Annotated in this window: 16 protein-coding genes; 7 read left to right on the top strand and 9 right to left on the bottom strand. The window is 67.9% G+C overall.

What is annotated here, in order from left to right; all coding sequences use genetic code 11:
- The first annotated feature begins 171 nt into the window (after positions 1-171).
- From SRU_RS03945 to SRU_RS03960, 4 genes are all read left to right on the top strand, one after another.
- The gene (locus SRU_RS03945; RefSeq protein ID WP_118828702.1) at positions 172-876 is read left to right on the top strand and encodes a hemerythrin domain-containing protein; all 705 of its coding nucleotides are present in this window, start codon (positions 172-174) and stop codon (positions 874-876) included.
- 48 nt (positions 877-924) lie between these two features.
- Positions 925-2,307 (top strand): oxygen-independent coproporphyrinogen III oxidase, encoded by a 1,383-nt coding sequence (hemN, locus tag SRU_RS03950; protein WP_011403512.1) that lies wholly within the window; start codon positions 925-927, stop codon positions 2,305-2,307.
- A gap of 48 nt (positions 2,308-2,355) precedes the next feature.
- Complete coding sequence (locus SRU_RS03955; RefSeq protein WP_011403513.1) at positions 2,356-3,849, top strand: nitronate monooxygenase; 1,494 nt, start codon at positions 2,356-2,358, stop codon at positions 3,847-3,849.
- 118 nt (positions 3,850-3,967) lie between these two features.
- A complete protein-coding gene (locus SRU_RS03960) occupies positions 3,968-4,456 on the top strand; it encodes an RrF2 family transcriptional regulator (RefSeq protein WP_164923502.1) in 489 nt (162 codons plus the stop codon).
- A gap of 31 nt (positions 4,457-4,487) precedes the next feature.
- Here SRU_RS03960 and SRU_RS03965 read toward each other — a convergent pair whose 3' ends face one another.
- The 7 genes from SRU_RS03965 to SRU_RS03995 all read right to left on the bottom strand — a co-directional run bounded on the left by SRU_RS03965 (position 4,488) and on the right by SRU_RS03995 (position 11,869).
- Positions 4,488-5,234 (bottom strand): LytR/AlgR family response regulator transcription factor, encoded by a 747-nt coding sequence (locus SRU_RS03965; RefSeq protein ID WP_011403515.1) that lies wholly within the window; start codon positions 5,232-5,234, stop codon positions 4,488-4,490.
- A 42-nt stretch (positions 5,235-5,276) separates the two neighbouring features.
- Positions 5,277-6,416, bottom strand: coding sequence for a sensor histidine kinase (locus SRU_RS03970; protein ID WP_011403516.1), 1,140 nt, complete (start codon positions 6,414-6,416; stop codon positions 5,277-5,279).
- Positions 6,417-6,459: 43 nt separating this feature from the next.
- Entirely contained in the window at positions 6,460-7,197 is a 738-nt protein-coding gene (locus SRU_RS03975) for an ABC transporter permease (RefSeq protein WP_183956757.1), read from the bottom strand.
- A 117-nt stretch (positions 7,198-7,314) separates the two neighbouring features.
- Positions 7,315-8,283: an ABC transporter ATP-binding protein gene (locus SRU_RS03980; protein ID WP_011403518.1), complete on the bottom strand. Its 969-nt coding sequence runs from the start codon at positions 8,281-8,283 to the stop codon at positions 7,315-7,317.
- A gap of 39 nt (positions 8,284-8,322) precedes the next feature.
- Complete coding sequence (locus tag SRU_RS03985; protein WP_221231616.1) at positions 8,323-9,159, bottom strand: tetratricopeptide repeat protein; 837 nt, start codon at positions 9,157-9,159, stop codon at positions 8,323-8,325.
- 87 nt (positions 9,160-9,246) lie between these two features.
- Positions 9,247-11,457 (bottom strand): TonB-dependent receptor, encoded by a 2,211-nt coding sequence (locus SRU_RS03990; protein WP_011403520.1) that lies wholly within the window; start codon positions 11,455-11,457, stop codon positions 9,247-9,249.
- A gap of 223 nt (positions 11,458-11,680) precedes the next feature.
- Entirely contained in the window at positions 11,681-11,869 is a 189-nt protein-coding gene (locus SRU_RS03995; protein ID WP_011403521.1) for a hypothetical protein, read from the bottom strand.
- A gap of 276 nt (positions 11,870-12,145) precedes the next feature.
- Here SRU_RS03995 and SRU_RS04000 point away from each other — a divergent pair, with 276 nt between their 5' ends.
- Positions 12,146-12,454, top strand: a complete 309-nt coding sequence (locus SRU_RS04000) for a hypothetical protein (RefSeq protein WP_112903403.1) — start codon at positions 12,146-12,148, stop codon at positions 12,452-12,454.
- A 70-nt stretch (positions 12,455-12,524) separates the two neighbouring features.
- Here SRU_RS04000 and bioB read toward each other — a convergent pair whose 3' ends face one another.
- Positions 12,525-13,604 (bottom strand): biotin synthase BioB, encoded by a 1,080-nt coding sequence (bioB, locus tag SRU_RS04005; RefSeq protein WP_011403522.1) that lies wholly within the window; start codon positions 13,602-13,604, stop codon positions 12,525-12,527.
- 349 nt (positions 13,605-13,953) lie between these two features.
- Entirely contained in the window at positions 13,954-14,613 is a 660-nt protein-coding gene (locus SRU_RS04010) for a DUF3267 domain-containing protein (RefSeq protein ID WP_162713365.1), read from the bottom strand.
- Between the two features lie 300 nt (positions 14,614-14,913).
- On the opposite strand from SRU_RS04010, the gene SRU_RS04015 reads away from it, so the two are divergent.
- Together SRU_RS04015 and SRU_RS04020 are read left to right on the top strand one after the other, a co-directional pair.
- Positions 14,914-15,312, top strand: a complete 399-nt coding sequence (locus SRU_RS04015; RefSeq protein WP_231847358.1) for a hypothetical protein — start codon at positions 14,914-14,916, stop codon at positions 15,310-15,312.
- A 229-nt stretch (positions 15,313-15,541) separates the two neighbouring features.
- Entirely contained in the window at positions 15,542-17,815 is a 2,274-nt protein-coding gene (locus tag SRU_RS04020; protein ID WP_011403525.1) for a sensor histidine kinase, read from the top strand.
- The last annotated feature ends 34 nt before the right edge of the window (positions 17,816-17,849 follow it).

Raw genomic sequence — 17,849 nt, forward strand, 5'->3', positions numbered from 1 at the left:
AGAAGATTCCCTATTTCAGATAAAAACATGTTCTTTTCTCTAAAGTAACGTTCTGCGCTGGGGAACGCCGGATCCCTTCCTTACCCTGGGGACTGTGGTGCCGGAGGCTGCTCCGGCCGACATTGCTTCTGAGTCTCGCACGTGACCGTCCTCACCAGTCTCCGTTCGCCCATGCCTGCTCTCTCCCCCGACACGCTTCTCGTCGACCTCATAGACGAACGGCCCACCCGTGCCCGCATTCTCGACCGACTCGGCATCGACTGGGGGCGGAGGGGCGACCGCTCCCTCGCGGAGGCCTGCGAGGCGCAGGGGCTCGATCCCGAGACGGTCGCCCGGATGCTCGACGTGGCGGTCGAGACCGTGCCCACCGAGGGCAATCCCGAATGGCTGTCCGTATCCCTGCCGGACCTGATGGACCACATCCAGTCCACGCACCACGACTACCTGCGACGGGCGCTGCCCCGCCTCTCGAAGCGCCTGAAGAGGGCAAGCCGGAACCCGGACGCGGAGACGTCCCGGTGGTTCGAGCGGGTCCGCGGGGCCTTTCAGGCCTTGAAGTCGGACCTGATGACGGACCTCCGGCGGGAGGAAGAGTACGTATTTCCCGCCCTCCGGACCGTCGCCGAGGGACGGGTGCTGCCCGACGGGTCGACGCCGAGCCGGGAGACGCTCCGGCACATGGCGGACCAGCACGACGATACGAAGACGAAGCTGGAGCGTCTCCGGTCGCTGACGGACGGGTACCAGGCGCCGGAGGGGGCGGATCGGGGGCTCCAGGACGTGATGAATCGACTGCACGAGCTGGAGGTGGACCTGCGCCGCCACCTCCACGAGGAGCTCCACATCCTCTTCCCCCGCGCGGAATCGCTCCTCTGATCGCCGCCGCCCGTGCGCCGTCTCCTCCTGTAGATTGTGTGCCCTGCCATGAACGTTGACCTTGACCTCCTCCGCCAGTACAACCAGTCGCTTCCCCGCTATACGAGCTACCCGACCGCCCCACACTTCGGGGAGGCCGTGGGGCGGGAGACCTTTCGGGCAGAGGTGTGGCGCGCCAACACGGCCGCGCCCGAGGCGCCGCTCTCGCTGTACCTGCACCTGCCCTTCTGCCGGCAGCTCTGCTACTACTGCGGGTGCCACATGAAGGTAACGCACGACCCGGCGCGCATCGCGAAGTACCTCCGCTACCTGAAGCGCGAGATCGATTTGCTGGCCCCGATGCTGTCGTCGGACCGGCCCGTGACCCAGGTGCACTGGGGCGGCGGCACGCCCACCCTGCTGTCCCCGGAGCAGATTCGGGAGCTGGGTGAGCATCTTCGCGACCGCTTCCGGATGGCGCCCGACGCCGAGATGAGCATCGAGGCCGACCCTCGGGGGCTGACGGAGGACCACATCGCCGCGGCCCGCGAGATCGGGATGAATCGTCTGAGCCTCGGGGTGCAGTCGTTCGACCCCACGGTGCAGGAGGCCATCAACCGGGTACAGCCGGAGCGGCTCACGCGAACCGCCGTGCAGTGGGCACGAGACTACGGCATTGAGAGCGTCAACCTCGACCTGGTGTACGGCCTTCCCCACCAGACGCCCGACACGATGGCCGACACGCTCGGCGGGGTCGTGGACCTTGCCCCGGACCGGATTGCGCTGTACAGCTACGCGCACGTCCCGTCCGTGCTGGAGCACCAGCGCCTCATCCCGGAGGAGGCGCTGCCGGCCCCGACCGAGCGGCTACGGCTCTTCAAGCAGGCGCTCGAGAGGCTGACGACCACGGCCGGCTACCGGTTCATTGGGCTAGACCACTTCGCGAAGCCGGACGACGAGCTCGCGCTTGCGCAGGACAACGGCACGCTCCGCCGGAATTTTCAGGGCTACTCGACCCGTGCGGGGGCCGATGTCTACGCCTTCGGCCTCTCCGGCATTCACCAGCTCTCGGGGCTCTACGCCCAGAATACGAAGAACCTGCGCACGTACTACGACCAGATCGATCAGGACGAGCTGACCGTCTATCGGGGATATCGACCGACTCAGGAGGATCGGCTGCGGCGTCACGTCATCATGCAGCTCATGTGCAACGCCGAGGTGCAGAAGGGGGCGGTCGAGGCGCGGTTCAACGTCGACTTCGACGCCCATTTCAGCGCGGCCCTCGACCGCCTGCGCCCACTGGAGCAGGACGGGCTCGTCGCGCTGCGCCCAGACGCGATCACCGTGCGTCCGCCGGGGCGCCTGCTGGTCCGCAACGTGGCCGCGGCCTTCGACGCGTACCTGCACGACGCCGCCCCGGATGCGCAGCCCGCCTACTCCGAAAGCGTTTGACGCCCACGGTTCATTCATGCCTCTTCTTTCACACCGACCTGCTTTCCAATGAGCTCTTCTACCGCACTTGCCCCGTCCACCGCCCCCAACATCATCCAGGGCGGCATGGGCATCGGGGTCTCCAGTTGGCGCCTCGCCCGCCATGTGGCCCGACGGGGCGAAATCGGCATCGTATCCGGCACCGGCATCGACTCCGTGGTCGTGCGCGAGCTCCAGGAGGGCGACCCTCACGACCGACGCCAAATGCTGGCCGACTACCCCGACGAAGAGATTGCCGACCACCTGGTTGAGCGGTTCTATCGGCCGGACGGGCTGCCGGCGGACGAGCCCTATGACCTGCTGAACATGCATCCCTTCGAGCCGTCGGTTCGCTCGCAGCGCATTCTCGCGGCGGCCACCTACACGGAGGTCCGGCTCGCGGCGGCGGGGCACGAGGGGATGATCGGGATGAACCTCCTGGCGAAGCTGAAGCGCTACACGCTGCCCTGCATCTACGGCGCGCTGCTGTCGGACATCGACATCGTCTCCATCGGCGCGGGCATTCCCCTGGAGGAGGCCCGCCAAATTCCGAAGCTGGCGGCGGGCGAGCCGGCCGCCCTGCGGCTGGACGTGGACACGAGCCAGGCGCCGGACGCCGACGACTCCTACGCGTACCGGTTCGACCCGGCCGACGTGCTCGACGCGCCTCCGACCCTCGACCGTCCACTGTTTCTGCCCATCATCTCGTCCGACGCGCTGGCCCGCATCATGGACGCCAAACTGCCAGACCGGCGCGTGGATGGATGGGTGGTGGAAGGGCCCGTTGCGGGGGGGCACAACGCCCCGCCCCGAAACAAGAACTACGCGGACGACGGCACGCCGCTGTACGACGAGCGCGACGAGGCGGACCTGGAGGCGATCCGATCTCTCGGGAAGCCGTTCTACCTGGCGGGCGGGCACGGCTCGCCCGAGGGCCTCCGGGCCGCCCACGAGGCGGGCGCCGCCGGCATTCAGGTGGGGTCGCTCTTCTCCCTCACCGACGAGTCGGGCTATCCCCCCAGCACCACGCGCCGCCTCATTCGGGGGCTGCACACCGGGGAGATTGAGGTCAGCACGGAGGGGCGGGTCTCGTCCACCGGCTTCCCGTTCAAGGTGCTCACCGCCGACGGCACGCTGGCCGACGCGGAGGTGTACGAGCGGCGGGCCCGCATCTGTGACCTCGGCTACCTGCGCGAGCCGTACCTCGACGAGGAGGGACGCCTGATGGGTCGGTGCCCGGCGGAGCCCGTCAAGACCTACGTGAGCCGCGGGGGCGCCCCCGAAGAGACGGAGGGCCGGGCCTGTCTGTGCAACGCGCTGATGGCCAACATCGGGCTCGGCCAGCAGCGAGGGGCCCGCGCCGAGCCGCCCCTGTTTACCGGGGGCGATGCGCTCGAAGACCTTCCGCTCGGGTCGGCCGAGGACCCGCAGTACGACGCGGACGACGTGCTCAACTACCTGTACCAGGACGTTCGGCCCCCGCGTGTGTCGAGCCCGTTACGACGGCCGCAGCCGGCCGATTGACGAGGGGCGCGGGCGTCCCGGGTGGGGAACGCTGCCAGAACGGACCGGTGCACATTGTGGCACGCACACGCTCTGTGTCGACCCTGCGGCACCCTTCCCTCACGGCCCCAATGTCCAGATGCTGCTCTCAAAAAGCTGCGAGTACGGACTGCGCGCGATGCTGTACCTGGGCACCCTCGAGGACGACGAGGCGGCGGAGGACGAGGACGCCGGCCCCACCCGCGAGTACGTCTCGATCCAGACCATCAGCGACGATCTGGAGATCGGCTTCTCGTTCCTGACGAAGGTGTTTCAGCAACTCAACGACGCGGGGCTTCTGACCTCGAAGCGGGGGCCGGGCGGCGGGGTGGCCCTGACCCGCGCGCCGGACGCCATCAGCCTGTACGAAATCGTGGTGGCCATCGACGGGAACGACCTGTTTGAGGAGTGTGTGCTGGGCCTGCCGGGCTGTGGCGAGGCCGAGCCGTGTCCCCTCCACGAGCACTGGACCGAGGAGCGCGACCGCATGAAGGCGACCTTCCAGCGGACGGCCCTGAACGAGGTGCCGGACGTGCGCCTCACGCCGTTTGTCGACGACCTGGCGGAGGCCGACGGGGCCTCGGTGTAGGCCTGCCTCGCGCCTCGGCAGGGCCGGCGGCTCACACGAGCCGGTCGCGGATCTCGGGGGCGTAGGAGCGACTCACCCGGACGGTGGTGCCGTCGTCGAGCACGGCCTTGTAGCCGCCCGAGCCGTCGCTGTAGAGGTAGTCGATGGCCGGGAAGGCGAGAATGTGGGAGCGATGGACCCGCATAAACCGCGTCGGGGCGAGGCGGTCCTCCAGCGCGCCGATGCCCATCGACGACAGGTAGGTCGTCTCGTCGGTATGGAGCTTCGAGTAGTCGCCCGCCGCCTCCACCCATCGAATGTCGTCGGGGTCGACGGGGATAATTTTGTCGCCGTGGCGCACGTAGAGCCGCTCCGGCGAGTCGTCGGTCTCGGCCTTGGCCTCCTGCAGCAGCGTCGCAAGCTGGTCGGCGTAGGCGTCGTCGTCCCGGTCGTGACGCTCCAGCGCCCGCTCCACGGCGGTCTGGAAGCGGGCCCTCGTGTACGGCTTCAGAAGATAGTCGACCGCCCCCGCCTCGAAGGCCTCAATCGCGTACTCGTCGTAGGCGGTGGAGAAGATGATGTCCGGCAGCGTGTCGATCCGCTCCAGCACGTCGAAGCCGTCGAGGCCGGGCATCTGCACGTCGAGGAAGACGAGGTCAGGGGCCGTCTCGTTGATGGCCTCAATGGCCGCCCGTCCCGTGCCGCACTCGCCGGTCACCTCGATGCGGCCGATCTCCTCCAGGTACTCCTGGATCAGGCTGCGGGCGGGCGGTTCGTCGTCGACAATGAGGGCACGCACAGGATTGGGGCGGGATTGGGAGGAGAGCAGCGGTGCGGGGCGTTAGGAATCGGCGGTGCCGTTCCGAGGGATGGAAAACCAGACCTTAAAGCCGGTCGGGTCGTTCCGGGCGGTGTGGAGGGCGGCGTCGGGGCCGTAGGTGCGTTCCAGTCGTGTGCTCGTGGTGGCGAGGCCGGTGCCGTCCGTCGAGCCCGAGAGCGGGTCGTCGGCGTCGGGGCCCACGCCGGTATCTTCCACGTGCACGTCGAGTGTGTCGTGCTCGGCGGTCACCGCCACGGTGACCGAGCCGCCGTCCTCGCTCGGGGCGATGCCGTGGCGGAGGGCGTTCTCCACGAGCGGCTGCAGCACCATTGGCGGCACCGGCGTGTCCAGCGCGTCGGTGTCGGCGTCGACGTCCATCCGGGCCCGCAGCCGATCCGAAAAGCGGTGCCGCTCCAGGTCGAGGTACCGACGAGTAAAGGCAATTTCTTCCCGCAGCGGAACGAACTCCCGATCCGGGCCCTCCAGGGCGTATCGCATCATGTCGGACAGCTTCGCGATCATCTCCCGGGCCCGCTCCGGGTCCTGACGGAGCGTCGCGCTAATCGAATTCAGGGTGTTGAACAGAAAGTGCGGATTGACCTGGGCCTTGAGGGCGGCGAGCTGTTGCTCCCGGGCCATGGCCAAGAACTCGGTGGCCTGCCGCTCCTTCTGCCGGAGGCGCTGGACGTTCCGGACCAGGTGGTAGAGGGCAAACTGGATGATGTAGACCGTGAGGTTGGCGAACAGGATCCACTGGTACTGCGCCCCGATCTCCGCGGCGATGCTGGGGGCAAACACGGCCCGAACGACGAACAGGTACGACTCGAGCCCGCCCCAGGCGTAGAGGGGGCCGAGACACAGGTGCGCGCCGAGGGTCCACCCCCAGTGCGAGCGATCCATCTCGCGCACCGCGACCCACCAGACCGGCACGCTGTAGAGGCCGAGCACGAGAACGAAGATAAGCTGCCCGGCGAGGAGGCCGACGAAGGGGGCGTTGGGCTCCTGCTGGGCGATAAAAAACGCGTAGAGAAACGCGTAGAGCGTCCAGCCCGCCACGGCCAGCCCAACGCCTTTGGCCGTGATCGTCGGTTTCGGTGGGGCCTGGGTCTGGATGTCGTCCAGGGACGCGTCGAGGTCGGTTGAGGAGGGCACCGACGACATGTCTGCTCGGTTCGTTGCGCAGGAGTCGGTTTGCCGGGGCGGGTTACGACCACCGGAAGGCCCACGCCGCCACGACGGCGCTCACGACGCCCGTGGCTGCAAGGACGAGCGCCGCCGTTCCGTTCCACTGGCCGTGCAGCCAGGCGTCCTGCAGGAGGCGGGTGACGTGGGTAAGCGGCAGGGCGAGGCTCGCGGTCGTCAGCCAGTCGGGAAAGAGAAACTGCGGAATGGCGGCGCCCGAGAGGAACAGCATGGGAAAGAAGAGCGCCATCCCGACCGACTGGGCCGCGCGGGCCGTGGGCATCAGGGCGCCGAGCAGGAAGCCGAGGCTCAGAAAGGCGATCCCGGCGAACAGCAGCGCGCCGAGGGCCAGCAGGGAAGACGGGGGCAGGGGCACGGCGTACGCGATGGGGGCGGCGACGAGAAGCAGGGCCGTGCTCACGAGGAGCATCACGAGGTTTACGGCGGCCTGTGTGCCCAGCACGATTGTGGGGCGGAGCGGGGTCGCGCGAAACCGGCGCAGGATGCCCTGGTCGCGCTGCGTCGCCAGCGTGATGGGCAGGCTCAGGAGACCGAGGGAGCCGATCGTGAGGGCCACGTAGCCGGGCACAGCGCGCGTGGTGTAGCCGACGTCGCCGGGCGCAGAGGCCGGGCCGTTGCCGAAGATGGCACCGAAGGCGAAGAGGAGAAGGAGGGGAAAGCCCAGTGTGAAGAACGTGGCGGACGGCTCCCGCAGGAAGAGCTTCGACTCGGTCCAGGTGAGCGTGAGGAAGGCCTTCATCGGTCGGACGTGGCTTGGGCGGGGATGCTGAGCAAGGGAAAGGGGGCTGCGTCCAGCCTGACTGGGGGCATGAGTTGCTGCGTCACGAGTCATGAGTCACGAGTCATGGGGCACGAGTCATGAGGGCGCTTTGCTGGACTGTGGTTCTGCATTCGTGACGTGAGAAGACGAAGCGGGATCGTGGGACTCATCGGTAAGGGCGAGGAACACATCCTCCAGGGTAGCGCGCTCGGCGTGCAGGTCGTTTGGCGTGACGCCTGCGTTGGCGAGGCGGTGCACGACGGTCGTGAGGAGGTCCTCCCCGCCTCGCGTCTGCACGTGACCGTCCACGATCGCGACATCCTGTATGCCGTCCGCCGTGCGCAGGGGACTAGGGTCAAAATCGGGCGGCGCGTCGAACCAGACCCGATACGAAGCGTCGAGCCGATCGATGAGGGCCTGAGGCGTATCGAGGGCCACACACTGCCCGTCGTCCATCATGGCGACCCGGTCGCAGAGCGCCTGGGCCTCGTCCATGAAGTGCGTGACGAGAAGGACGGTGGTGCCGGACGCCCGGACCTCGCGGAGCAGCTCCTGCGTGCCGCGACGGGCCTCCGGGTCGAGCCCCGTCGAGATCTCGTCGAGCACCACGAGGTCGGGATCGTGCACCAGCGCGAGGGCCACGAAGAGCCGTTGCTTCTGGCCGCCGGAGAGGGCGCCGAACGACGCATTCCGCTTGTCCGCCAGGCCCCACCGGTCGAGGAGCGCGTCGCGGTCGGTCGTCTCGGGATAAAAGGAGGCGAACAGGTCGAGGGCCTCGCGGACCGTGATGCGGTCGGGCAGGGCGGCCGCCTGCAACTGGGCGCCAACCCGACGGTAGAACGGGTCGCGTGCCGCCTGCTGCGGGTCCATGCCGAGCACGCGCACAGTGCCTTCGTCTGGCTTCCGGAGCCCAAGGGCACACTCGACGGCGGTCGTCTTGCCCGCGCCGTTGGGACCGATGAGCCCGAAGATCTCGCCCGTCTCTACCTCCAGAGACAGGTCGTCCACGGCGACCGTGGAGCCGTATGCTTTTCGAAGGCCATCGAGGGCGAGAGCAGTGTCCATGGTGGGGATAAGGCGAGACCGGAAGGGAGAGACGAGAGGCTACCCGGCTTGCTGTTCAAGCCGGGGTAGGAGGACGGATCGCACCCATCCGTAGTCGGGATTGAGGTCGAGGGCCGCCTCGAAGGCCGTGCGGGCCGGGTCGTACCGCTCGGCCTCCATGTGGGCGACGCCGACCCAGGCGTGCGCCTCGGCGTGGCCCCAACCGGGCATCAGCGGGTCGTCGGGCGAGCCCTGCTCCGCGAGCCGCGCGGCCTTCTCGAACTTCGTCAGGGCCTTCTCTTTGTCCCCGCCAAACATGCCGGGCGTGTAGAAGTCCGACGTGCCGTCGATGATCCACACCCGCGGGTTGTTGGGCCCGTGCTCCTTCGCCCGTTTCATGGCCTCGTTGGCCTTTGGGCCCAGCGACATGCCCTGCATCGGGTTCATGCCCATCATTTGCCCGTAGTACCCCGACAACAGAGCCCAGGCGTCCGCCATCGTTCCGTTGATCTCCGTGGCGCGCTTGAGGTGGCCGATGGCGTCTTCGATCACGCGCCCGCGCCGGGCCTCGTCCTCTTCGGGGAGCCGGTTCGACATGCGGTAGTCGGCGAGGGCGGCGTAGTAGTGGGCCAGCGCCGCGCGGTCGCCCCCGGTGGCCTGCTTGGCCCAGGCGCGGGCCTGCTTCAAGGAGTCGAGGGATCCCTCGTCGGTGGCCTCCCGAATCTGGGTTTTGACCTGCCGGAGAAGCGAGTCGGCCGCTGCACTTTCGAGGGCGGACGACGCCGATGAGGCAGGGGCCATCGGCGTGCTCGACCCGCAGGCCACGAGTCCGACCAGAAGAACGCCGCCGAGGAGGAAAGCGAATGTCTTTCGAGGGAGCGTCGGGGTCGAGAGCATGGGGCGTTGGAGGATGAGGGGAAAGAGCACGTTGATGCGTTGCGGTTGGCGACCGCGGGGGCATGCATGGGGGCAACAGGACCCGTCTCAGAGCGTGAGCGTAAGGCCGAAGTAGACCGACCGGCGGAAGTCCGTCCGCCGGTACCGGCGGGTCGAATAGTCGGGCGAGTAGGTCACGTCGACGGCGTTGGCCCGGTCGAGGACGTTGTTGAGCGCCGCGTAGACGACCACGTTCTGCTGGCGGTTGAAGGGCCAGAAGTAGCTCACCTGCAGGTCGAGGCGGTGGTAGGCCGGAAGCCGCTCGCCGCCCACGGGCCCGTCGACCGGCAGGAGGGCGCCGGACTCCAGCCGCTCGGTGCCCACGACGGGCGTGAAGGGCCGGCCGGTGACGTAGCTGTAGGTGCCGCCGACCCGGAACTGGTCGATCACGCGCACCTTCCCAACCGCCGTGATCTGATGCGTCAGGTCGTAGGGGGCCGGCCCGTCGTCCAACTTCACGTCCGTCCCCCGGTCGCGGGGCTGGGTGCGGTGGGAGCGGAGGAGGCTGTAGGAGGCCCATCCGTTGACGCGCGTGCCGAGGAACGATCCGTACTTGGCGAACAGGTCGATGCCCCGTGCGACGCCCGTGCCGTCGTTGGCGTAGCGCGAGGACCCGGTGCGGACGACCAGGTCGCGGTACGGCTTGTGATAGGCCTCCGCGCGGAGCAACAGGTGTTCCCGCTCGTGGCGCAGGCCGAGCACGACGTGCTGGGCGCGTTGGGCGCCGAGCGTGTTTTTGCCGACGTGCTCGCCGTAGGTGCTGAGCTCCGGAAACTGGTGGTAGAGGCCCCAGGCGGCCCGCAGCTGCGTGTTCGGCGCAAACGACCAGGCGAGCCCCACCCGCGGATCGACGACCGGACGGCCCGCCCGGCTGTGGACATCGGTGCGCAGCCCGGCCCGCGCGACGACCGACGAGAGCAGGCTCGATTCGACCTCGACGTACCCCCCGGCGCGTGTGGCCCGCACGGATTCGTCGACCGATCGGGTGGGGGCATCGGGCGCCACCACGTCCGGCTGTGTGGGAACCGTGCCGTCGAATCGGTAGTGCCGACGCTCCACCGTGCCGCCGGTGCGAACGGTCCAGTCCCCGCCCCCGCGCGTAGCGTCGACGCGTAGCTTGGCGGCCCGGTCGGCGGGCGACAGGTCGAGGGCGCCCAGCGTCTTTTGCGACGTATACGCGTTCCAGGAGGCGCTCGACTCCACGGTCCACCCCTTCGCCTGGGCCGTCCACTGCAGGTTGTAGAGCTGATTCGTCGTCCGGTCCCGGTAGACGCCGGTGTAGGTGCCTTCGGTCGTCTCCACGCCGATGCGGTTGCGGCGGGCAAAGGCAAGGAGCTTCAACTGCCCGGTGGGGCCGTAGTCCCAGGTCAGGCCCAGGGTGCCGTCCATGCCCTGCGGCACGGTGGCGTAGTCCCCGCGCTGGCCGTTGACGCGGAAGAGCACCCCGGTGAATGACCGGTTGCCGGAGAGCCGGAGGCCGAACTCGTCCCCCACGAGCGGCTGGTCGAGGGAGACCGACGCGGCGGCGAGCCCGAGGTTTACGTACCGGCTGGATTCCTCCGGGCGATCCTTCGATTCCATCGCGAGGACGCCCGAGAGCGCGTTGCCGTACTGTGCCGAGAAACCGCCCGTAGCAAAGGTGGTGCCGCCGACGAGGAAGGGGCGCACAGCACCGAACGAGCCCCCCGCCGGGGACTCGTAGCGGTACGGATGGTAGACCGTCGCCTGGTCGAGCAGGGTCTTCGTCTCGGTCACGTCCCCGCCGCGCACGAACAGGCCGGCTCCGTCCCCCGGCGCGGCCACGCCTGGAAACGACTGCAGGGCGCGGAACAGATCGCCGGCGGCGCCCGGGGTCGTCACGGCTTCGGTCGAGCCCAACGTTGCCTCGGAGGGCGAGCCGGTCGAGAACGTCTCGCCGGTGACGACCGCCTCGCCGAGCTCGATGCTCTCGGCCCGAAGCGTGAGCCGCACGGTGCTCGTGTCGCCAGCGCGGAGGCGGAGGGACTGTTCGACGGGGGGGTAGCCGACGGCCGAGGCCCGCAGGACGACCGACCCGGTGCGCGTCGTTTCGAAGCGGAACCGGCCGTCTTCTCCGGCCGCGGTGCCGACGGCCGCCCCGTCAATCTGCACGTTCGCGTAGGGGACCGGCGCGCCCTGCGCGTCGCGCACCTGGCCTTCCACGACGGCGGGCTGGGCCGGGGCCACGCCGGGAATGAGCGCGAGCACGAGGACAAGGCCTCCAACGAAGCGGCGACACATGGCGAGGATGGGGGGCGAGAATCAGATCGTCCGCAATGGCATCCTCGCATATTCGCCGTCTGGGCCTCGCGTTTAGGGGATGTCGACGAGTCGCGTCTGCCCTCGCCGGACCGTGCGTCGCGCCGGTGAGTGAGCGGGGCTGGGTCCCGAGACGCGCCATCAAAAAGAAAGGCCGACCCGCCAACTGGCGAGCCGACCCGAAACAAGTTGAATGAGGGCCTCCTCAGGCGACGACCTCCGCCTGCTCCTCGGGGACCGGCATGGCGTCGAACCGCACGCCCTGGTCCCCCGGATACGGTTCGTGGTGGTCGTGCTGGTTGCGCCAGATCTCCTCCGGGATGCCCTCCGGAAAGGCGTCGCAGACCGCCTCGTCGTCGCGGTCCCGGTCGAGATGCGTACAAGACTTGCACATTGATTCGATGTCGTGGGCCATGGCTGCCGCTCCCTGGTTTTATGCGGATCTATCGAGAAACTTCACAAATCTGAACACCCTCGATTCCGGGAAGATCCACTGCGGGCAAAATTTAGAGTCGATCTAAATCCAGTCCCGACCGGCCAGTACGCCGTCTACGGCGGGGGGAAGGGCCGGTCTCGCCCGAAATTTCACGAAGGACGGTTGTACGTTTCGGCGCCGCCGATTTATTTAGACTCTGTACAAACAAGTAAACTTTTCAAGCCGACGTCGGCCATGCAACTGGAAGACATTGAGCGCGAAGCCCCCGTCGACTTTTCGGTGTGTGACCGCCCCGGCCAGGCCTGCTACAAGTACTGCCTGCGGGGGAAAGGGTGCACCCTGGGGGTGCTTTTCGAGACCTCAACCTGCGTCTGCTTCGAGTGGCTGACCGAGAACGGGCAGGCGGTCCCCTACCGGCCCGAGCTCCGCTACAAGGCATGGCCGAAGCGAACGGTTGCCCGCCTCGTAGAAGACGGGTGGTGGGAGCCAGAGCCGGAACCGCCCGATGCGGTGCCTGCGTCGTCGTCCGCGCAGGGCGGGTGAGTCCGGTCGCCGGTGGTGGCGGGGACGACAAACGCGCCGGGCCCTTCGCTTTGGGCGGTCGCACGAGCAATCAACCGGCAGGACCGGCCGAGGGCTGGCGCCTCCGGTCGGCAGCCTCGGGGTCCCCGGACGGCGTGTCGTCGGCCGTTGCGGGCGTCTGCCGTTCCGGGCCGTCCTCGACGATTACGGGCTCGAACCCGGCCTGCTGGATCATCCGGTAGTCTTTGGATTCGCCCTGTCCCCCGGTGGTCAAGTATCCGTCGGTGAAGAACGAATTGGCGGCGTACAGGGCCAAGGGCTGCATCTGGTCGAGCACGACCTCGCGTCCGCCGGCCATGCGGAGGTCCGCTTCCGGGTGGACGAGCCGGAACATGGCGAGGGCCTTCAGGCAGTCTTGGGGGCGCACCGTATCTACGTCCTCCAGCGGGGTGCCGGAGCGGGGATTGAGGAAGTTCACCGGGACCGACTCGACCCCGATCTCGCGGAGTGCCAGGGCCAGGTCGACCCAGTCCGCGCGGGCTTCGCCGAGCCCGATGATCCCTCCGCAGCACGCCTCCATGCCGGCGGCCTTGGCCTGCTTTACAGTCTCGACCCGATCGCTCCACTCGTGGGTCGTCACCACGTTTCCGAAGTGGTCGCAGGACGTCTCGAGGTTGTGGTTGTACCGGTCCACGCCCGCATCGGCAAGCTTTCTGGCCTGTTTCGCGTCCAGCAGCCCAAGGGAGGCGCACACGTCCATCGGATACGTCTCTTTGATGCGGCGTGTGGCCTCACAGACAACGTCGACCTCGCTGGAGTGCGGGCCCCGGGTGGCCGTCACGATGCAGTAGGTCACTGCCCCCTTGTCCCAGGCGGCCTTGGCGCCCTCGACGATCTGATCCACCTGCTGCATCCCGTACTGCTCGGGGTCGCTGTCGAACTTGAGGGACTGGCTGCAGAACGCGCAGTCCTCCGGACACACCCCGCTCTTGGCGTTTTGAAGGACGTGGATGCGCACGCGCCGCCCGTGATGATGCCGTCGGACGCGAAAGGCGGCGTCGAGGAGGGCGAGCACCTCATCGTCGTCGGCGTGCACGACGTCGAGCGCCTGCGATGAAGAAAGGGGCGTGCCGTTCAATACTTGGGTCGCCAGGGTTCGCCAGGCTGTCATGGGCACCGGGACGGTGGTTGGGGTAGCGTGCGGAGGTTCAGCGGAAGGCAGCCCTCCCTCTCGTGCTCCGCCGGATCGGCATTGGGGCTACGGCCGAGGTCTTCCTGCACGACAGGTTGCGTTTCAGGAAAACCTGCGCCCTCTATCTTTGGGGCTGTTTCCGAAAAATACAACAGAGCGCACGGGCGAGACGACAATTTCCCGTTGAAGTCTCGGTCCCCACTGGGCCGGCCGGGGGCCCGGACGTCGTGCTGCGCAGACCGTCCGAATCCGGATGGGGGCGGAGCGATTTCCCCCGACGCACCGGGAGAGCGACGAGGTCTACGGGGGAGCCGGAGTGCCTCGGAAGTTACCCGAGGGCAATCACAAACCCGACGGCTGCCGCGACGGCGGAGAGAGCCGCGAGAAGCAGGAGCTGGAGGAACGAAGGCGAACTGTCGCCCGCCGTGGCGTCCGGCAGGTCGTCGTCCGAAACGGGCGGGGGCGGGTCGGGCCCGGCGTCGTCCACGACGAGGCAGCCGACCTGCCGAGGGTGGTCCTGCACCCACGCGTCGGCGGGGACCCCCACGAGAATCCAGAGAATGAGGAGGTCCCCGGCCGCGGCCACCAGCATCAGAAACCCGTAGAACGTCGGGGGCCAGCTGCCCGTCACCAGTCCGACGCCCAGTGGGCCCGCGCCCAGTACCAGGCCGGGCAGGGCGAGGGTGCGCCGGTACGAGCGGGCTTGGGTGGGGACGGTGCACTCCGCGAAGGGGGTAAGGGCCGCCCAGTGCACCCCGAACCGGACGTCCGGCCACGACGCCCCGCCCCACACATGCCCGAGGCCATGCAGGGCCTCGTGGAGCACCACGCCGACCGTGAAGGCCGAGAGGAACAGCAGAATGCCGCCCGGGTCGGTGGGAAACGGCGGATCGGGCAGGCCCCAAAGCGCAAGGTACGGCCCGAGGGCGAGGAGGGCGATGGGGGCGAGGAGGGCTGCGCCCCGAGCTTGCGCCTCGGCTGGGGGCAATACGGCACGGCGCGGCCGACGCGGAACGTCGGGGGCGGAGGGCGGACCGGAGTCGCTGATGTGGACGGGCGGGTTGCGTGAGCGGTAACGGGCGAATCGTGGTGCCCCGCAGCCGGACATCCAAAAAGCAATCGCGCAAAAAATACGCCGGATCGGCATCCTGTTCTCCTTCGGTTCCAGGGTTGGAACGACCGTGTCGCCGGGAATTTCGATGAGGAGTGTGGTCCGCATTTGCCCGGCGATCGCCGGGCCCGGACGCGCTCGTTTCTCCTTTCTTCCTCCCACACGCTTGCCTGTCTGATGCGCGTGACCCTGACGCAAGTTGACGTCCAGGTCGTTCCCTTCGGCTCCGGCGAACAGGACGACCGGTGGGACCTGTTCTCGGGCCCGGATCTCTACTACGAGGTGTACGATCCGGACGGGGCGTGCCTTTACACCAGCGCGGTGGTTGACGACGTAGGCCCCCGTGATCTCCCCGTAACGCTGGACGCCGAGGTCGTCCTGCAAGAAGCTGGGTGGCACGTCCTGCGGCTATTGGACGCGGATCTGATTGAAGACGAAGTCGTGGGGTGCGTGGACTTCGCGCCGGATCGAATTCGCGACGGACGCCCGGCCTCTACGCCGGCCCGCGCCGTTCGGCTGAGCGATGGGGACCTGACCCTACAGCTACAACTGGAGTGGACGGAAGACCGGTCGTGACATTAGGGGGGCGACGGCCGGTGGAGGCGATGGGGCCAGGGGATGGAACGGGACTTGCTCCCGCTATCCGTCCACCCGCAGGGGGTTTTCCGTCGGTCGTTCCCCCCGAGGACGATCTGCCGGCGTATTCTCGTTTGGGGATCGGTTCTCTCGTGCCGCAAATCGGGACGTGTAGATTCCCCACGCAAGGAGAAATTTGTTCCGCTCCACGCTGTCGTAAATCCCGGCTATGTCTTTGTCCGTTCCGTCAGGGGGGCCTGTGTTCTGGGGATATCTGTTGGCGTTCGTCGCCGCAAGCCTCGCGTGTCTGGGGGCCGCCTGGCGGGCCTGGTCCATCCCGTATGCCGGCACGCGGCACAGCCTTCTCGCGTTTTTCCTGACCAGCGCCGCGTGGGCGGGGGCGTACATCGGATTTCTTCTGCCGGTGTCCCCCCTTGCCAAACACGTTTTCTATCAGATCAGTCTGGTCGTGGGGTTTGGCACCGTGTGGGCGTGGCTGTGGTTCTGCTCCGCGTACACCGGACGGGCAATCCATCGCAACGCCTCGGCCCAGTGGTTTGCGATCGTGGTGTACGGGGGGGTGACCCTGCTGAAGGTGACGAATCCCTTCCATCACCTCTACTACACCCTGGAGCCGGGACAGGGAGGGGTCTTCGACCTCGTCATTCGCCATGGGCTCTTCTACTGGGTCGTGATGGGCGTGGCCTACGCGTTGGCGACGGCCGGCTACCTGATGCTGTTCGAGATGTTCTGGAAGACGGAGACCCGGACGGGGCCGCTGGCGGCGCTCACGGCGCTCACGGCGTTTCCGGCGGTGCTCAACATTACGGGGCACGTCAATCCGACCCTACAGGACATTACCCACGAGCCGCTGGGCGTGGCGGTGTTCGCCATCGGCGTCCTGTTCGTATACAGCTACCAGTTTCAGGCCGTCCGCCTGGCCGGGAGCCTGTCGGCCCCCACCATCATGCTCAGTGCCGACGGGCGCATTAAGGACTACGGGCGGCGGATCATCGACCTGTTTCCGAAGCTGGAGGACCGATCCGCAATCGGCAAGCCCCTGGGGGCGGCCCTGCCGGAACTGGCACAGAAGCTCGAAGAGGACCGGTCCCTACTGGAAACCACCGACGGGTCCGCCCCGCGATACTACCGAATCGTCGAGACGAGCCTGGGGGCGACCGGCGGGAGCGACGTGGTGGTGCTTTCCGATGTCACCGAGCGGGAACGGCGCGAGCGGGCCCTGCGCGACCGGCAGGAAAAGGTGGAGGCCCTCTACGCGGCCATTAGCCGGCTGCTGCGGGCGGAGAACAGAACGGAGGTGGGGGACGTCATGCTTCGGCTCGTAAACGAGGTGTTCGGGTACCCGCTGGTGAGCATCCGGTTCGTCGAGGACGGCCGGCTCGTGCCGGTACAGGGGTCCCCACAGATCGCGGAGCACATGCCGCCCCAGCGTCCCCCCGTCGACATCGAGGGAGAAAGCCTTCTGGCAGACGTGTACCGGAACGAAGAGCCTTTCGTGATCGACGACCTACACGCCGTTGATACGCAACTCGACTACGGGGCGGCCCGCGCGGCGGCCTGTTTCCCGATGGGGACACACGGCACCATCGCGGTCGGGGACGTGGAACGGGGGGCGATCGATTCGTTCGACGGCGGTCTCATCGAGGTGCTTGCGGCCCACGCCGCCGTGGTGCTCGACCGGCTGGATCAGGAAGAGGCGCTCCGAACGGCAAAGCAGGAGGCCGAGGAAGCGAGCCAGATGAAGTCGGCCCTCCTGGCCAACACGAGCCACGAATTCCGCACGCCCCTGACGTCCATCATCGGGTTTGCGGAGGAAATCGCGACCATGGCCGAGGACGACGACGCCCCGATTGGCCGGTTCGCCGACCACATCGAGAACAGCGGGCGTCGTCTGCTCGGCACCCTCGACGCAATTTTGAACCTGTCGCGCCTGCAGGGGGGGACCCTGAGACGCCCGTCGGAGCCCACCGACATGACCACCGTCGCCGAAGAGGCCGCCGACCAATTCTATCCCGAGGCCGTGGAGGCGGACATTGCGCTGCGCACGGAGGCGAACGGGACGCCGGTCTGGACGCGGGCCGACCCCGAGGGGCTCCGGATTGCCCTGCAGAACCTGATCTCCAACGCGGTCAAATACACGGAGCCCGGCGGCGACGTGTGGATCCGCGTCCGAACGGGCGACGAGGCTGCGGTTCTGGAAGTTGAAGACACAGGGGTGGGCATGGACCCGGCGCAGACCGAAACGTTGTTTGAGCCCTTCCGACAAGAATCAGAGGGCATGGGCCGTGAATATGAGGGCACCGGGCTCGGGCTCGCGGTGACGAAGGAGGCCGTCGAGCAGATGGGCGGCGCCATCGAGGTAGAAACGGAGAAGGGAGCAGGCTCCCGCTTTACCGTGCGGCTTCCGGAGGCGGAGGCGCCCGAGAAGGTTGGCGACCCGAGCGCGTCCGCTTCGCTTGGGAACGCAGACACACCCTCCTGAACGTTCCGCCTCCCTCACACACGTGGAGGAACCC

Source organism: Salinibacter ruber DSM 13855 (assembly GCF_000013045.1).
In the GTDB taxonomy this organism is placed as follows: Bacteria; Bacteroidota; Rhodothermia; order Rhodothermales; family Salinibacteraceae; genus Salinibacter; species Salinibacter ruber.

What these genes read in the sequence shown, in the direction of transcription:
- hemN (WP_011403512.1), top strand. Translation starts at nt 925, where the DNA reads ATGAACGTTGACCTTGACCTCCTCCGCCAGTACAACCAGTCGCTTCCC.
- SRU_RS04020 (WP_011403525.1), top strand. Translation starts at nt 15,542, where the DNA reads ATGTCTTTGTCCGTTCCGTCAGGGGGGCCTGTGTTCTGGGGATATCTG.
- SRU_RS03975 (WP_183956757.1), bottom strand. Translation starts at nt 7,197, where the DNA reads ATGAAGGCCTTCCTCACGCTCACCTGGACCGAGTCGAAGCTCTTCCTG.
- SRU_RS03990 (WP_011403520.1), bottom strand. Translation starts at nt 11,457, where the DNA reads ATGTGTCGCCGCTTCGTTGGAGGCCTTGTCCTCGTGCTCGCGCTCATT.
- SRU_RS04015 (WP_231847358.1), top strand. Translation starts at nt 14,914, where the DNA reads ATGCGCGTGACCCTGACGCAAGTTGACGTCCAGGTCGTTCCCTTCGGC.
- bioB (WP_011403522.1), bottom strand. Translation starts at nt 13,604, where the DNA reads ATGACAGCCTGGCGAACCCTGGCGACCCAAGTATTGAACGGCACGCCC.
- SRU_RS03970 (WP_011403516.1), bottom strand. Translation starts at nt 6,416, where the DNA reads ATGTCGTCGGTGCCCTCCTCAACCGACCTCGACGCGTCCCTGGACGAC.
- SRU_RS03995 (WP_011403521.1), bottom strand. Translation starts at nt 11,869, where the DNA reads ATGTGCAAGTCTTGTACGCATCTCGACCGGGACCGCGACGACGAGGCG.
- SRU_RS03960 (WP_164923502.1), top strand. Translation starts at nt 3,968, where the DNA reads ATGCTGCTCTCAAAAAGCTGCGAGTACGGACTGCGCGCGATGCTGTAC.
- SRU_RS04000 (WP_112903403.1), top strand. Translation starts at nt 12,146, where the DNA reads ATGCAACTGGAAGACATTGAGCGCGAAGCCCCCGTCGACTTTTCGGTG.
- SRU_RS03980 (WP_011403518.1), bottom strand. Translation starts at nt 8,283, where the DNA reads ATGGACACTGCTCTCGCCCTCGATGGCCTTCGAAAAGCATACGGCTCC.
- SRU_RS03945 (WP_118828702.1), top strand. Translation starts at nt 172, where the DNA reads ATGCCTGCTCTCTCCCCCGACACGCTTCTCGTCGACCTCATAGACGAA.
- SRU_RS03955 (WP_011403513.1), top strand. Translation starts at nt 2,356, where the DNA reads ATGAGCTCTTCTACCGCACTTGCCCCGTCCACCGCCCCCAACATCATC.
- SRU_RS03985 (WP_221231616.1), bottom strand. Translation starts at nt 9,159, where the DNA reads ATGCTCTCGACCCCGACGCTCCCTCGAAAGACATTCGCTTTCCTCCTC.